14 protein-coding genes and 1 tRNA gene are annotated in these 15,807 nt (G+C 63.9%); 3 read left to right on the plus strand and 12 right to left on the minus strand.

Going from position 1 to position 15,807, the window contains the following annotated elements; all coding sequences use genetic code 11:
* Positions 1–18: 18 nt before the first annotated feature.
* Both JI75_RS05560 and JI75_RS05565 read left to right on the plus strand, forming a co-directional pair.
* Positions 19–1,116 (plus strand): DMT family transporter, encoded by a 1,098-nt coding sequence (locus JI75_RS05560; RefSeq protein WP_052241635.1) that lies wholly within the window; start codon positions 19–21, stop codon positions 1,114–1,116.
* Positions 1,117–1,320: 204 nt separating this feature from the next.
* Positions 1,321–1,761: an arginine repressor gene (locus tag JI75_RS05565; protein WP_039690638.1), complete on the plus strand. Its 441-nt coding sequence runs from the start codon at positions 1,321–1,323 to the stop codon at positions 1,759–1,761.
* 76 nt (positions 1,762–1,837) lie between these two features.
* On the opposite strand, the gene argB is transcribed toward JI75_RS05565, so the two are convergent.
* From argB to JI75_RS05585, 4 genes are all read right to left on the minus strand, one after another.
* Positions 1,838–2,833 carry an acetylglutamate kinase gene (gene argB / locus JI75_RS05570; protein WP_039689410.1) on the minus strand — a complete coding sequence of 332 codons (996 nt, stop codon included), beginning with the start codon at positions 2,831–2,833 and terminating at the stop codon, positions 1,838–1,840.
* 194 nt (positions 2,834–3,027) lie between these two features.
* Positions 3,028–3,531, minus strand: coding sequence for a 2-C-methyl-D-erythritol 2,4-cyclodiphosphate synthase (gene ispF / locus JI75_RS05575; protein WP_039689413.1), 504 nt, complete (start codon positions 3,529–3,531; stop codon positions 3,028–3,030).
* Positions 3,532–3,533: 2 nt separating this feature from the next.
* Positions 3,534–4,370: a 2-C-methyl-D-erythritol 4-phosphate cytidylyltransferase gene (gene ispD, locus JI75_RS05580; protein WP_039689415.1), complete on the minus strand. Its 837-nt coding sequence runs from the start codon at positions 4,368–4,370 to the stop codon at positions 3,534–3,536.
* A gap of 315 nt (positions 4,371–4,685) precedes the next feature.
* Entirely contained in the window at positions 4,686–7,250 is a 2,565-nt protein-coding gene (locus tag JI75_RS05585; protein WP_039689417.1) for an ATP-dependent Clp protease ATP-binding subunit, read from the minus strand.
* A gap of 201 nt (positions 7,251–7,451) precedes the next feature.
* Here JI75_RS05585 and JI75_RS05590 point away from each other — a divergent pair, with 201 nt between their 5' ends.
* Entirely contained in the window at positions 7,452–8,501 is a 1,050-nt protein-coding gene (locus JI75_RS05590) for a nucleoid-associated protein (RefSeq protein WP_039689419.1), read from the plus strand.
* 83 nt (positions 8,502–8,584) lie between these two features.
* Here JI75_RS05590 and lysS read toward each other — a convergent pair whose 3' ends face one another.
* From lysS to purN, 8 genes are all read right to left on the minus strand, one after another.
* Positions 8,585–10,162, minus strand: a complete 1,578-nt coding sequence (gene lysS / locus JI75_RS05595) for a lysine--tRNA ligase (protein WP_082019774.1) — start codon at positions 10,160–10,162, stop codon at positions 8,585–8,587.
* Between the two features lie 96 nt (positions 10,163–10,258).
* Complete coding sequence (gene greA / locus JI75_RS05600) at positions 10,259–10,729, minus strand: transcription elongation factor GreA (RefSeq protein ID WP_039689421.1); 471 nt, start codon at positions 10,727–10,729, stop codon at positions 10,259–10,261.
* 112 nt (positions 10,730–10,841) lie between these two features.
* Positions 10,842–11,105, minus strand: a complete 264-nt coding sequence (gene tatA / locus JI75_RS05605; protein ID WP_039690642.1) for a twin-arginine translocase TatA/TatE family subunit — start codon at positions 11,103–11,105, stop codon at positions 10,842–10,844.
* A gap of 107 nt (positions 11,106–11,212) precedes the next feature.
* Positions 11,213–11,289, minus strand: a tRNA-Pro gene (locus tag JI75_RS05610).
* Positions 11,290–11,376: 87 nt separating this feature from the next.
* Positions 11,377–12,504 carry a lysylphosphatidylglycerol synthase transmembrane domain-containing protein gene (locus JI75_RS05615; RefSeq protein ID WP_240993137.1) on the minus strand — a complete coding sequence of 376 codons (1,128 nt, stop codon included), beginning with the start codon at positions 12,502–12,504 and terminating at the stop codon, positions 11,377–11,379.
* A gap of 16 nt (positions 12,505–12,520) precedes the next feature.
* A complete protein-coding gene (gene purH / locus JI75_RS05620; RefSeq protein WP_039689423.1) occupies positions 12,521–14,116 on the minus strand; it encodes a bifunctional phosphoribosylaminoimidazolecarboxamide formyltransferase/IMP cyclohydrolase in 1,596 nt (531 codons plus the stop codon).
* Between the two features lie 86 nt (positions 14,117–14,202).
* Positions 14,203–15,183, minus strand: coding sequence for an XdhC family protein (locus tag JI75_RS05625; RefSeq protein ID WP_039689426.1), 981 nt, complete (start codon positions 15,181–15,183; stop codon positions 14,203–14,205).
* A complete protein-coding gene (gene purN, locus JI75_RS05630) occupies positions 15,176–15,790 on the minus strand; it encodes a phosphoribosylglycinamide formyltransferase (RefSeq protein WP_039689428.1) in 615 nt (204 codons plus the stop codon). Before purN ends, JI75_RS05625 begins: the two co-directional genes overlap by 8 nt.
* Between the last annotated feature and the right edge of the window lie 17 nt (positions 15,791–15,807).

A 15,807-nucleotide genomic window follows, 5' to 3' on the forward strand; every position in this document is an offset into this window, starting at 1 on the left:
TTAAAAAGGAGGGTTACAATGGCTGATAACGTTACGGAGACTGCCGTATCGCCCGAGGCTTCGTCGGGAAGCGGCGATTACCAGATGGATCGCCGATGGGGCACTATCGCGATGTTCATTTCCGCTACCGGCATGGGTCTCGTTCCCCTGTTTAGCCGCATGGCTACGCGCACCGAGTTCCTTGACGGCAAAATGGGTCTGAATGCCGGCGACAGCGTAGGCGCCCTGATGGCGACCGGTCGCATGAGCATGGGCATCCTGTTCTTCGTGATCTTGATGTTCGCCACGCACAAGACCGGCGTGTTCAAGAAACTCAAGCTCACCCCCGCTATCGCACTGGGCGGCGTGATGATCGGCCTGTCCCTTGCCTGCTACGTCACCTCCACGCTTCTGACGTCTGTCGCAAACGCCGTTCTCTTCATCTACACCGGACCGGTCTTCTGCGTGCTTATGGCACGTATCTTCAGAAAGGAACCGATGTCGGGCCTGCAGTGGATCTGCCTGTTCGTCGTGTTCTTCGGCATGCTGTTCGCAGAAGGCCTTGTCGGTTTCTCCGACGGCGGCTTCATGGTCGACTTCAGCCTTGAAACCTCTACGCCCGAGTTCCCGCAGAAGGGTCTGGGCGACATCTTCGGCCTGCTGTCCGGTGTGTTCTATGGTTCCAGCATGTTCTTCAACGGCTATCGCAAAGACGCCGACACCACCGCTCGCGGCGTTTGGAACTTCATCTTCGCTGCCCTGGCGGCGGGTTCTCTGACCCTCGTCCTCAACACGCTGGGCACCTCCGGCGTCGTTCCCCCCAACTGGGCGCTCGACCTGCACCTGACCAACGCCAACTGGATCGGCGCGGTGCTGCTGTGGATCATCTGCGGCCCCATCGCCCTGGGCTTCTTGCTGGTCGCCGGCCGCAACCTGCCCGCAGCCGACTACTCCACCATCGCCTACTGGGAGGTTCCCGTCGCGCTGTTCATCGGCCTGGTGATCTTCTCCGAGCCGTTCACCATCAACTCCGCGATCGGCACGGTCCTCATCATCGGCGCCGGCGCCATCCCTGCTATCAAGGGCATGCGCGCTGCTCATAAGGAAGCGAAGCTCAACGTCGCAACAACCGAGTAAGAGGCGCGTAGCTGCTGCTTTTATGCAGAACTGCTCCGAAGTTTGTAATAAGAAGAGCGTCGGCAACGGCGCTCTTCTTTATGCATTGGAATGACTATTAACCTGCTTTTATGTTAGAATTCCCTCCAGTGGAAAGAAGCTGTCCACTGGTTTTGTTTTTTCATATCAATGCAGAATATTGGATACGAGGTTCGGGAGCATCCTATGAAAAAAAGCGTCCACCGCCACGACGTGATTCGAGACATCGTCCGACGAGAAGCGATCCATACCCAGCGCGATCTCGTCGCGAAACTCCAAGAGCTCGGGTACGAATGCACGCAGGCTACCGTGTCGCGCGACATCGCAAACATCGGCCTTCTGAAGTCGCAAGATGGCCTGTACGTCCTCCCCGAGGACATGCGCCTCTACCACATGCTGTCGGAAATCGTCGGAGAGATCCATGTTGCGGGCCACAGCGTGGTGGTGCGCACCAATCCCGGCATCGCCCCGGGCGTCGCCGACGCCATCGACAACGTCCATATCGAGGGCCTTCTGGGAACCGTCGCGGGCGACAACACCATCCTCATCATCGCGTACAGCCCCGAGGACGCCAAGTTCGTCAAACAGCGCCTTCTGGAGCTCAAGCGGCATTTCAAGCGTGTCTAGCAGCCCCGCGTGAAACAAAAGGAGGCGAGCCCACTCGGCTCGCCTCCTTTTTTATCGTCGAGGTGCGGATGCCTGCCTACAGATCCATGTCGATGCTGATCTGCGACCCCTCGGCCTGCCTGAGCACGCGGTTCTCGGAGAGCTTCTCCGCGAACCCCCCTATGGGATGCATATCGTTGATATAGCTTTCCTGCGTGCGGTGGATCACCGTGCCGACGCCGGAGGAGGTGAGCAGCTCGATGAGCAACGCATGGGGCGTTGTGCCGTTGATGATATGGGCGCGCAGGACACCGCGGTCGATGGCGGCGACGCAGCTTTTGAGCTTGGGGATCATACCGGACGAAATGCGCTTCTCATCGACGATACGGTAGGCCTCGTCGCGCGTGATGTTCGAGATGAGCGACGTCTTGTCCTCGAAATTCGTGTAGAGCCCGTCCACATCGGTGAGATAGATGAGCTTGTGAGCCCCCACCGCACCCGCGATCGCGCCCGCCGCAACGTCGGCGTTGATGTTGAAGTAACCGCCGTCTTCGCCCAGCGCCACGCCGGCTATGACGGGAATGAAGTCGTTCTCGATGATCGCGTTGAGGTACTCGGTGTTGACCGCCGTGATATGCCCGACGCGCCCCAGCTCCTCGCAAACCTGATCGGCGATGAGCGTCCCGCCGTCGCATCCGGACACCCCGACCGCGAGGTTCCCGTGGCGGTTGATCTCCCGCACGAGGTTCTGGTTGACCGTGCCCACCATGACCGAACGCACGATATCCATCGCTTCGGGCGTGGTGACGCGCTGCCCGTCTTTGAATTCGACCGGGATGGCGGCCCGCTCCATAGCGGCGCTGATGTCCTTGCCGCCGCCATGGACGATGATGAGGTTGATACCGATGATCTTCAGCAGAACGATATCACTCATGACCTGGGAACATAATTCGGGATCACTCATAGCCGACCCACCGTACTTGATGACGATGGTCTTGCCGGTAGCCTCTTTGATCCACGGAAGGGCATCGGCGAGGACCTCGCCGAACACCGGAAGGCTGCCGCGGCTCTGCGTATCTCGAGCGAGCTTCATAGACACTTCACCTCGTTGATCGTCGGATCGCATACGACGCCCCGAGACCTCCGCGCAACGAGCTCACGCCCGTACCGAACGACCCGCCCGAGCGCAGGCCGAATGAAACCTCGTCCGGCCGTTTCACAGGGCGGATCGGGAAGAAAACCCCGAAGCGTAAAACACCCCTGTGATTATACCCGTTAAATTATCCATTACCGCTGGGAAGACGTTTTGCACAGCAAGGCGACCGCCGTGGCGGATATCCCCTCTCCCCGGCCCTCGAACCCCAGATGTTCGGTGGTAGTGGCCTTGACCCCGACGTTTTCGACCGGGATGCCCATCGCCTGGGCGAGGTTGCGCCGCATGGCCTCGCGATGCGGCGCCATCTTAGGGGCTTGGGCCGCGATGACGGAATCGACGTCGAGGATGTCGTAGCCCTGTTCGCTCACGTAGCGCGCAACGCGGGCAAGCAGGACCATGGAATCCGCCCCTTCGTAGGCGGGATCGGTATCGGGAAAGAGCTTTCCCACGTCCCCGCCGCGCACGCCGCCCAAAAGCGCGTCGCTTACCGCATGGGCCAGCACGTCGGCATCCGAATGGCCGAGCAGCCCCTTGTCGAAGGGGATGTCGACGCCGCCGATGATGCACTTGCGGCCTTCGACGAGCGCATGGACGTCCATCCCCTGGCCGATGCGCAGGCAGCTGAAATCGGACATGGTCACCCCTTCATCCCAAACAGGCGCATCACCGCAGCGCTGAGCAGCTCGTAGTCTTCGGGAACGGTGAGCTTGATGTTGTCGCGCGTCCCCTCGACCACCAGTATGTGACCGCCCAAGCGCTCGATGAGCGACGAATCGTCGGTGCCGACGAACCCTTCTGACAGCGCCGCCGAATGGGCGCGGCGATAGATCCCCGTGCGGAAAACCTGGGGGGTCTGAGCGTTCCAGAACACCGTGCGATCGGGCGTCCCCACGATGACGCCGTTCTCCACGATCTTCAGCGTGTCGACCGACGGATGGGCCACCACGGCCCCATCGCAGTCGATGTTGCCCTTCACCGTGGCGATGGTGTGCTCGATGAGATCGGGTGTGACCAGGGGTCTGGCCCCGTCGTGCAGAACAACGTACTCGAAGTCGTCGGGAACCAGCTCCAGCCCCGAAAAAGCGCTTTCCTGGCGCGTCGCCCCCGCAGGGGCGATCACGACCGGCGTGACGAACGGGAAGGGATCGATGGCGCGGCGCAGGTACTCGTCGATGCGGTCCTGCGGGCACACCACGACGATGAGCCCGATGTCCCCTACCGCGTCGAACGATTCCGCCGACCAGGTAAGAACCGGCTTTCCGGCGATTTCGACCAGCTGCTTTCCGCCTATCTGGCCGAAGCGCTCCCCCGTTCCCCCCGCCAAGATGATCGCGGCGGTTCGGGGGTTTTTGTCCATTTTCCCCTCGAGACCGGACATGGCCTCGGTGAACAGGTCGCTTCTCAGACCTGAGGAAACGATGTGCGGCTCGCGGAGACCCTGCGGCGCATAAACCGGATCGACCGTGTTCGCCATACCAGCCCCTTTTTCTCACACGCCGGAACCGACCGCGCACGGCCGGCATCCAGCGAAAACGACGTTTGATAGAGATTATCTCACAACACCGGTCGGTGACGGCGCTTCCGGCGGACATGGCGAATCATGGCCACCCGCATCGCGCAGCGCAGGCTAAAGCCATGAATCGAAAGACGGAGGCCGAGAGCTTCCCGCCCCCGGTCTCCGTACTGAAAACCGCTGCTCAGCGCACCATCCGTTCGAGGTATCGGCCTGCAAGCGGAAGCTTTCCCGCCTCCATGCGCGCCGACCCCGCGTCGAAGCGCCTCATATTGCCTAGTCAGCCGCACCGCCGGAGAGCAGGCCGCCCGAAGGGACGCTCGCGTTGCCCAGGTTGTAGCCCTTGAGCAGCGTCTCTGCCTCCCGCGCGATGCTGTCGCGCTTCCGAGGGGCGGGAATCTCGCCGGTACCGCGCGCAAAGACCAGCTCTCCGCCCTCGGCATCGACCTCCACGATATCGCCCGGAGCCCAGACGCCTTCGAGGATCTCCTCGGAAAGACGGTCTTCCAGCATGCGCTGGATGGCGCGGCGCAAGGGACGCGCCCCGAACGTCTTGTCGGTACCCTCCTTGGCGATGAGCCTGCACGCCTCGTCGCTGAGGTTGACGGACATCCCCTGCGCGATCATGCGCTCGCGCAGATCGTCGATCATGAGGCGGACGATGCGGACGATCTGGTCTTCGGTAAGCGACTTGAAGACGATGATCTCGTCCAGACGGTTCAGGAATTCGGGTCTGAACAGCTTCTTGAGCTCGCTCATAACGCGGCCTTGGATCTCCTTGTCCGACAAGCCGGCCCCCGCGTCGGCGCTGAAGCCGAGCGTTTGCGTGGAGGCGATCTCGCGCGCGCCCACGTTCGACGTCATGATGATGACGGTGTTGCGGAAATCGACCGTGCGCCCCTGCCCGTCGGTCAGGCGACCCTCTTCGAGGATCTGGAGCAGGATGTTGAACACGTCGGGATGGGCCTTCTCGATCTCGTCGAACAGCAGCACCGAATAGGGCCTCTGGCGAACCGCCGTGGTGAGCTGGCCGCCCTCGTCGTAGCCGACGTAACCGGGGGGCGAGCCGACCAGGCGCGACACCGTATGCTTCTCCATGTACTCGGACATATCGAAGCTCAGCAGCGCCTCTTCGCTGTTGAACAGGAACTCGGCGAGCGTCTTGGCGAGCTCGGTCTTGCCCACGCCCGACGGGCCCAGGAAGATGAACGAGCCGCTGGGGCGCTTGGGGTCCTTCAGGCCCGCGCGGCTGCGGCGGATGGCCTTGGACAGCGCCGTAACGGCCTCGTCCTGGCCGATGACGCGTTCGTGCAGCACCGACTCCATGCGCAGGAGCTTCTCGGTCTCGGCTTCCGTGAGGTTCGACACGGGCACGCCGGTGGATTGGGAGACGATGTCGGCGATGTCTTCGACCGTAACCTCCTGCACGGTTTTGGAGGACTCGTCCTCCCACCTCTGCCGCGCTTCGTCGCGCTTCTGCTTGAGCTGGCCCTCTTCATCGCGCAGGCGCGCCGCCTCCTCGAAATCCTGGGCGGCGATCGCCTCTTCCTTGCGCGCCTTGACCGAGCGCAGCTCCTCGTCCAGCTCGTGCAGCTCGGGGGGAAGCGTCATGTTGCGGATGCGCATGCGCGCGCCGGCCTCGTCGAGCACGTCGATGGCCTTGTCGGGAAGGAAGCGGTCCTGGATGTAGCGGTTCGACAGCTTGACCGCCGCATGGAGCGACTCGTCGGTGAAGTGCACGCGGTGATGGGCCTCGTAGCGGTCGCGCAGCCCCTCCATGATGCGGATGGCCTGCTCTTCGTTGGGCTCGCCCACCGTAAGCGGCTGGAATCGGCGGTTGAGGGCCGAGTCCTTCTCGAAGTGCTTGCGGTACTCGTCGATGGTGGTGGCGCCGATCACCTGGATCTCGCCGCGGGACAGGGGCGGCTTGAGGATGGCTGCGGCGTCGATGGACCCTTCGGCCGAACCCGCTCCGATGAGCGTGTGGATCTCGTCGATGAACAGGATGATGTCGCCCGCATCGGCGACCTCGCGCACGACCTTCTTCAAACGGTCCTCGAACTCGCCACGGTACTTCGACCCCGCCACGAGCGCAGAGAGGTCGAGCGTCACCACGCGCTTGTCCCGCAGGATATCGGGCACCTGGTTCGATACGATGAGCTGCGCCAAGCCCTCGACTGCGGCGGTTTTGCCCACGCCGGGCTCGCCGATCAGCAGCGGGTTGTTCTTCTGGCGCCGCGAGAGCGTCTGCATGATGCGCTCGATCTCGCCGGCGCGCCCGATGACCGGGTCGAGCTTTCCCTCGCGCGCCTTCTTGGTGAGGTCGGTGCCGAACTCCTTCAACGGGGAATCGCCCTTCTGGGGATCTTGCACGAAGGGGTTGCGCCCGGCATACACCGGGCTTTGGCCCACCAGGTCGTTCAGGGCGCCGCGGATGTCGTCGCCCGAAACGTTCAGGCGGGACAGCACGCTGAGCGCCGTGCCCTCTCCCTCGCGCACGATGCCCAGCAGCAGGTGCTCGGTGGAGATGTAGCTCTGACCCATCTGCATGGCCTCGCGCAGCGCGTTTTCGAGGACCCGCTTGACGCGCGGCGTGAACGAGAGGTGCCCGGACACGTCGGCGTCGGCGTCGATGGTGACTACCTGGCGAATGCCCTGGACCACCGCCTCGTGCTGAACGTTGAGCCTCTGGAGCGCCTGGGCGGCCAGGCCGTCTTTTTCCTGTATGAGCCCCAAAAGAAGGTGCTCGGTGCCCACGTAGGGCTGGTGAAGGACGCGCGCCTCGTCCTGAGCGAGGACGAGGACCTTGCGCGCCTTGTCCGTGAATTTCTCGAATGACACAGGCAACCTGCCTTTCTGTCGTTTCAGGTTTCTGCAATCCTAGCACTCTTCATTTTTGAGTGCCAATTCGACACCTTCCCGACACCAGAGAACAAGGCAAAACCACAGCGCCGCGGTGGGGCGGCAAGCCGCCGTTGCGTGCTATGCTTGTCCGCTCAGAGCCGCATTCCGTCATCGCCTTCAAAAGGAGAGCCGTCCGCTATGAAGATCAACCACGCGATCATCCACGTATTCGACTTCGATTCCGCCGTCAACGTGATCGCGCGCGAGGAAATCGACCTCGAGGGGAAAACCGCGCGCAGCTTCATCGAAAAGCATATGAGAAAGGCGCTGGGAAGCATCGACAACCAGCACGGGACCTTCTACGAGGACAGCGCGTTTTCAGACGAGCTGCAAGGCTATGCGAACGGCCAGCGCGGCTTCGTGGAGCTATCCGCCCAGATAGCGGACTTCCTGGGAACGGAGCTTGGGAACGCGGCCAGCCCCGCCTCGACCGACCTGCTGGTGGCCGACTTCGAAGAGGAGCCCGACCAGCCCGCCGCCGATGCGAGCGAGGCCGAGGCGGCGGCCGCGTTCAGCGGGCGTGCGCGGCGCTTCTTCGGCATCTTCCTCTTCGAGATCAAGCAGGCCTACATGCACGAGGTGGGAGGCGGCGGGCGCACCGACATCGCGCGGCGCTACGCGATCCTTCCCAACCCTTCGCAGAAAGTGCAGTCATACGCCCTGATCGACCTGCGAAGCGGCAAGATCGAGATCTCGGACAGGAAGCGCCGGATCGCCGGAGAGGACCGCTGGCTTCTGGCCGACGGCCTTTTGCAGTGCTCGACCGCGGCATCGGGAAGGGAAACCTTCTCCCAGGTGACCGAAACGGTCGAGGCGGTGGCGAAAGAGTACGGCTCGAACGCCGCGCTCGCCGTGTCGAAGGCGAAGGCCTGCGTGCAGGAAGGGTCCGGCGATGGCGACGGGTTCGACCTCGACAAGCTGGGTGAGGAGGCGTTCGGCGACAACGCCGAGATGAAGCGCCGTTTCAGGGAAGCGGCCGAGGAGGGCAACCTGCCCGCGCGCATCGACCTGGGAAGGGATACGGCGCGCCGCGTCGCCAAGACCCACAAGATCCGCACCGACACCGGCATCGAGATCTCGTTTCCCGCCGAATACAGCCGCAACTCGGACTTCATCGAGTTCAGCAGCGAACCGAACGGCCTGATCTCGATCGAAGTGAAGAACATCTCGAACATCGAGAACCGGTAGCGCGGAAAAACCGCCTTCCCGCAGCTTTTCAAACCCGGGTCGGCCGCCCGATCGGCGAGGCGGCCGACCCGTCGTCGGGCAATTTAGAGCGCTTCGTTCCTCATATGGGGGAACAGCAGCACGTCGCGGATGGATTCCGAGTCGGTGAGCAGCATGACCAAACGGTCGATGCCGATGCCGACGCCGCCTGCGGGCGGCATCCCGTACTCGAGGGCGCGGATGTAGTCCGCGTCGTAGCCCATGGCCTCGTCGTCTCCCAGATCCTTCGCCTCCACCTGGGCGCGGAACCGCTCGGCCTGGTCGATCGGGTCGTTCAGCTCGTTGAAGGCGTTGGCGTACTCGTGACCGCAGATGAACAGCTCGAAGCGCTGGGTGAGGGCGGGGTCGTCCTCTTTCTTCTTCGCAAGCGGGGACACCTCGAGCGGGTGATCGCACACGAAGGTGGGCTGCACGAGCGTATCCTCGACCACGGCTTCGAACAGCTCGCCGATGATCTTGCCGTTGCCCCACGCGTCTTCGATCTGGCCCACGCCGTTGGCCCGCGCGATGCGCACCAGTTCGGCGCGGTCCATGGAAACGTCGACGGGCTCGGCGATGCGCTCGTTGATGAGCTCGGTCATGCTCGCGTCGCGCCACTCCCCTCCCAGGTCGATCTCCTGACCCTGGTAGCTCACCTTCAGCGTCCCGCACGCAGCGAGCGCGGCCGCCTGCACGAAGCCGCGGGTGAGCCGCTTCATGCCCTCGAGGTCCGTGAACGCCTGATAGGCCTCCATCGTGGTGAACTCGGGGTTGTGGTACGGATCCATGCCCTCGTTGCGGAACTGCCGCCCGATCTCGAACACGCGCTCGAACCCGCCCACCAGAAGGCGCTTCAGGTGCAGTTCGGTGGCGATGCGCAGGTAGAACTCGCGATCGAGCGCGTTATGGTGCGTCTCGAAGGGGCGCGCGTTGGCACCGCCGGGAATGGCGTGGAGGATGGGGGTCTCGACCTCGTAGAAACCGTTGTCCTCCATGTAGCGGCGGATGGCCGATATGATCTTGAAGCGCTTCTCGAACGTCGAGCGCACCTCGGGGTTCACCACGAGGTCGACGTAGCGCTGACGGTAGCGCACCTCTTTGTTGGAAAGCCCGTGGAACTTCTCGGGAAGCGGGCGGATCGACTTGCTGAGCAGCTCGAAGCGCTCGACGGCAACCGAGAGCTGGCCGCGGCGGGTGCGCATGACCGTGCCGAACGCGCCCATCCAGTCGCCCAGGTCGAGGTCCTTGAGTTCGGCGTACGCCTCGTCGCCCAGCGCGTTGATCCGGCAGAACAGCTGGATGTCACCGGTCGTATCGCGCAGGGTGAGAAACGTGATCTTGCCCTGCACGCGCTTGGCCATCACGCGGCCCGCGACCGCCACCGCATCCTCGGTGGAATCCCCGTCGCCCAGGTGGCCGTAACGTCCCTCGAGATCGGCGACGTGATCGGTGTAGTCGAAGGCGTGGCCGTAGGGGTTTTCGCCCGCCGCGATGAGGGCGGAGCGCTTGTTCTTGCGAACCTCGACGGGATCGTCCTCGATAACCTGGCAGGCACTCTGGGCATCCTGCGCGGAGCCGGCGGCCCCATCCGGGCCGGCGGCCTGATCCGTTCCCTCGGGCGAAGCGTTCTCAAATTCAGCCATGGTGTTCCCTCTCGGTTCAAAACGACGCGACGGCGCGAGCTGGAAAAGCCGCGCCGCCGTGTGGAAGTGCTTCGGAGCGGCCCGCGCCCCGACGGTTTAATGCTCGATCTTGACGATCTCCATCACGATCTCGCGGCCGGTGGGGCCGACGGTGGTGACCGAATCGCCCTTTTTGCGGCCGATGAGCGCAGAGCCGACCGGGGACTCGTTGGAGATGCGCCCGTCGGCGACGGAGGCTTCGGCTGCGCCCACGATGGTGAACACGCGCTCGGAGCCGTTCAAGCTGACGTGGACGGTCGATCCGATGTTCACCTTGTTGGAGCGCTTCGGCGCGTCGACGACCGTGGCCTCCGACAGGATGTGGTTGATCTCGGAAATGCGCGCCTCGACCATGCCCTGCTCGTTTTTGGCGTCGTCGTACTCGGAGTTCTCGGAGATGTCGCCGAACTCGCGGGCGACCTTGATGCGCTCGCCGATCTCGGCGCGCTTCTCGGTTTCGAGGTAATGCAGCTCGTCTTCGAGCTTCGCGCGTCCTTCGGGCGTGAGGATCAGATTCTCGCTAGCCATGATGTCCTGCTTTCGATGAACGGCCGCGCGGCCGTGTTCCGCCGCAGCGGAGCCTACATGAAAAAACGGTGCGTACCCTTCGGCGCGCACCGCAGATGGTTCGTACCGGGAACTACGCTTCGGTAGATTCCTTGGACTTGACGACCTTCTTCACCGTCTTCTTGGGGGCCTCTTCGACCGCCTCGTCAACCTCGGGCTTCTCGTCGTCCAGATCCTCGGAGATCTCCTCTTGGACCTCCTTCATACCTGATCGGAGTCCCTTGACGGATTTGCCGATCGCGCTGCCCAGCTTGGGGAGCTGCTTGGGGCCGAAGATGAGGAGCACGACCAGAAGGATGATGACCAGCTCGGGCACACCCAGACCAAAAAGTTTCACGATAGCCTCCAATAGCCTTTCACGATGCGCGCCGCTCGATGGGATGCGACGCACCTGCTATAGAAAAAGGGATGCTGCACGTGTAACAACATCCCCTTCCATAACCATGGTCGGGTTGACAGGATTTGAACCTGCGGCCTCTGCGTCCCGAACGCAGCGCTCTACCAAGCTGAGCCACAACCCGTTGTGCCGATTAACAGCGGCTGAAATGATAGCACATGAGCACGGGGGTTGAAAGTAGAGTTTTGAGGGAGGCCGCGTGCGACGCAGGTTATCGCTTCGGAGAGGAAGGAGGGGCGGCGTCCTCGGACGGCGCGGATCCCGATCCTTCGAAAACGTCGTCTATGAGCTCGGGGATAAGATCGACGTCCTTCGATGCCGTGAGCACCTTCTCGCCCTTGAACGTCGAGGTCATCTGTATCAGGACCGCGCCGATGAGGAAGGGCATCCAGAACACGATGGAACGGTAGACCAAACCGATCGACAGGCCCGCCGCCGAGGACTCGCCGAACGTCGTGAACGCCACCGTCACCGCGGTCTCGACGAAACCCACGCCCTGGGGCGTGAGCGAGAACATGGCGAACAGGGTCGCCACCACGTATCCGCACACCAGAGCCTGGATGCTGTCCACGCCGAACCCGATCCCCACCAGCACGAAGCACGCCAGCTCGCACACGCTGGCCCCGATCGAGCAGACCAGCGACATGAGCGTGGGCTTCGGGTTGGCCACGATGAGGCCGGCCGCCTCGGCAAACGACTCGGCGGTCCGATCGACCCAGGGCTTGAGGGGGTCGCGCTTCATAAGGGCGCGCAGCTTGGTCACCAGCCTGTCGGCCCTTCCCAGAATACCCTTCAGCAGATCGATGTTGATACGCCCTAAAAACAAGACGCCCACCATGGCCGACACCACGGCCAAGTCGATCAGCACCAGCGCGAACCACCCCAGGGGGATGCCCACCGTCAGCGCCACGGCGCTGAAGCCCACGAGGATGATGACGGCGAAACCCGTGTCGATGGTGATCTGCATGAGCAGCGCCGCCGAACCCGCCTTGCCCGAATCGATGCCGCGCCGGCGGGCGTCGTCGACCACGAGCGTGATGCCCGCGAGGTTGGCCGAGGGCGCCACCGTGTTCATGAAAAACGTGCCGAACACCAAGGGAAGCGTGTTTCTGGCCGAGTACTTCTCGCCCACCGCGTCGAACGCGTAGGTGTAGGCGATGGACTGGAGGAAGTACTTGCCCAGCTGGATGGCGAGCGCGACCACCAGGGGGATCATGGAGCCCTGTTTCATGGTCTCGGCAAGCTCGACCAGCTGGTCGCCGCGCAGCAGGACCACAGCGAGCACGATTATGATGACGACGCCCATCAAGAGCGTGCGGATGCTGACGTTTGGCTTCAAAGCCGACCTCTCGTTCCTAATGCTTGAAGTGGCGCCGCCCCGTGAACACCATGGCGATGCCGAGCCGATCGCACGCCTCGACGCATTCGTCGTCGCGAATAGATCCGCCCGGTTGGATGATAGCGGTGATGCCGCGCGCATGGAACGTCTCTACGTTATCGGCAAAGGGAAGAAACGCGTCCGAAGCCGCCACGAGACCCTCCGGGGATATCCCCAGCCGCCCGCATGCCTCGTGCGCCCGATCGCACGCCAGCTGCGCCGAATCGACGCGATTGGGCTGACCGGGACCCATGCCCAGGCCCGCGCGGTCCTTCGCCACCAAGATGGCGTTGGACTTCACGCCCTTCACCACGCGCCAGGCGAACAGAAGGTCGTCGAGCTCCCGGTCGGTGGGCTTGCGCTTGGTCGCAACGGTGAACGAAGCGGGGTCCTCGGTCACGCGGTCGACGTCTTGCACCAGCAGGCCGCCGTCCACGGTGCGCATCTCGATATCGTCGGTCGCGTCGATGCCGCCGGTTTCGAGCACGCGCAGGTTCGCCTTCGCGCGCAGGAGCTCCAGCGCGCCCTCCGAGAACGAGGGGGCGATGATGACCTCGACGAACTGCTTGTTCAGGTTGATGTGCTCGACCAAAGACGCGGGCACTTCGACGTTGACCGCTATGATGCCGCCGTACGCGCTTTTCGGGTCGCATGCGAACGCGCGGTCGTAGGCCTCGGTGGCGTCTGTCGCCGTCGCCGATCCACAGGGGTTCTGATGCTTGAGGATGACGACCGCGGGCTCGTCGAACTCGCGCGCGAGCGCCCAGCACGCATCGGTGTCGAGGATGTTGTTGTAGGAAAGCGGCTTCCCGTTGAGCTGGCGGGCGTTTGCCAGCGAGTGGGGCGATGCGGTGGGCATGCGGTAGAACGCCGCGGCCTGATGGGGGTTCTCGCCGTAGCGCAGATCCTGCTGCTTGGGGGCGGACAGGCTGATGGCGTCGGGTGCGGAGAACCCGGATGCGCCCTCCTCCCGCGCGATGCGGCCCTCCATCCACGCGCAGATCGCGCCGTCGTAGACGCTCGTGGTCTGGAACACCTTCAGCGCGAGCGCGCGGCGCGTGGCAAGCGTCGTCGCACCGCCGTTCGCGCGCATCTCCTCCAGGATATCGCCGTAGCTTGCCGGGTCGGTGACCACCGCGACGCTCGCGAAGTTCTTGGCGGCGGAGCGCAGCATGGACGGCCCCCCGATGTCGATGTTCTCGATGCAGGTGGCGAAATCGGCGCCCGAAGCCACGGTCTTCTCGAACGCATAGAGGTTCACGACCACCATGTCGATCATCTCGATGCCGTGCTCGGCCGCCTGGGCCATATGCTGGGCATCGTCGCGCCGTGCGAGCAAGCCGCCGTGGACCGCCGGATGCAGCGTCTTCACGCGCCCGCCCATCATCTCGGGAAACTTGGTGACCTCGTCGATCTCGGTAACCGGCACCCCGGCCTCGGCCAGAACGCGGGCCGTTCCGCCCGTCGAGACGATCTGCGCCCCGAACTCATCGGACAGCGCGCGGGCGAACTCCGCCGCGCCCGTCTTGTCGGTCACCGACATCAGCACCCGCTTCACTTGAGGATCGCTCACTGTTCCCTCTTTCCCCTGCGTCATCCTGCTCAACCGATACGATTCACCCGCGCAACCGCGGGCGGAAAACCAATGCTTGCGGCTGCCTAGAGCCGCCCGAGGCTGCGCTCGTGCCTCTCGCGCGCCTCCTCGCTGTAGCGCTGCCGATACCGAACGTCGATCAGCTCGGCGACGATGGCGATGGCCAGCTCGGCGGGGGTCTTCGCCCCGAAGCTCAACCCGATGGGCCGCTTGACCGACTCCCACTGCGCCTCGGTCGCGCCGCCCGCGATCACCAGGTCGTGGACGGTCTCGTTCTTCCCCTTGCAGCCCATCATGCCCACGTAGTGCACGCCGTGCCGCAGCGCCCACACGCAGCTCTCGGGATCGTGCATATGCCCGCGCGTCAGCACGCAGACGTAGTCGGCGGGATCGGCTTCAAGGCTCTCGATCTGGGAGAAGCCCTCCCCCTCCAGCACGATGCGGTGGGCGTCGGGGAAGCGCTCGGCCGAGATGAACGCGGGATCGTAGTCGACCACCGTCACGTCGAAGCCCACCTGGCCCGCGTAACGCGCCAGATAGCTGGCGACGTCGGAAGCACCCAGAAGCCACACGCGCACAGCGTCGAACAGAGGGACGCTTGCCCAGGTGAGGCCGTCGAACTGCTCGGTATGCATCGACGGGCCCCGGGTGACGTCCTTCATCTGGAACAGATCGCGCGGCGAGTACGCGCGCGAGCAGACGACCTCTTTCGCGTCGTTGCAGAAGAACACGAGGGGCCGCCCGTCGGCCGAACCCTGCTCGCCGTACTTCTTGGTGACCTCGTTATCGACGTTGGACACCGCGGCATCCCCGTCGAACACCAGCTTGAAGCCCAGCCAGGCCAGGTCGCCCTCGTCGATGGCCCGAAGCGCCCGGCGAAACGTGGGGAGGTCGTCTTCGGTCAGCGAACCGACCAGCCCTTCGAGCGCCGCAGCGTCGATATGGGGGCGTCCTTTCGAGAACGCCGGGACGTCCTCGAGCGCAAGCGCGGGCGCCTCGCCCCGCTCAAGGGAGGCGATAACGGATTCGAGGGCTTCCCTACGCATCGACGCTCACCTTCCCTTCGGGGGTGACGTGCACGCGGCCCTGCGCGATCATCCCCAGGACCTCGGGGTACAGCAGGTGCTCCATGTCGTGGATGCGCGCGGCGAGGTCGTCTACCGTGTCGCCCTCGCGCACCGCGACGGGCCGCTGCGCGATGATGGGCCCGCGATCGTAATCCTCGTTTGCGAAATGAACGGTGACGCCCGTCACCTTGACGCCGGCGTCGAACGCGTCCTGGATGGCGTGCGCCCCCTTGAACGCAGGCAGCAGCGCGGGATGGAGGTTCACCACGCGGTTGGGAAACGCCTCCAGCAGCACGGGCGTCACCTTGCGCATGTAGCCGGCCATGACCACGTACTGCGCACCCGCGTCGGCCAGCTCCTTGGCGATGAAGCGGTCGGCGGCGATGGGATCGGCATAGGCCTCGCGGTTAAGCCATACCACGGGTATGCCCGCCGCCCGTGCGCGCTCGATGCCGTAGGCGTCGGGGCGGGACGACACCACCTTCACCACCTCGACGGGAAGGCCGTCACTCGACTCGTCCAGGATGGCCTGCAAATTGGTGCCGCTTCCCGAAACCAGGACGCCGATCTTGAGTTTCTCAGACACTGCAATCCCCTTTCCGC

The sequence above is a fragment of the Berryella intestinalis genome, from assembly GCF_000814825.1.
GTDB lineage: Bacteria > Actinomycetota > Coriobacteriia > Coriobacteriales > Eggerthellaceae > Berryella > Berryella intestinalis.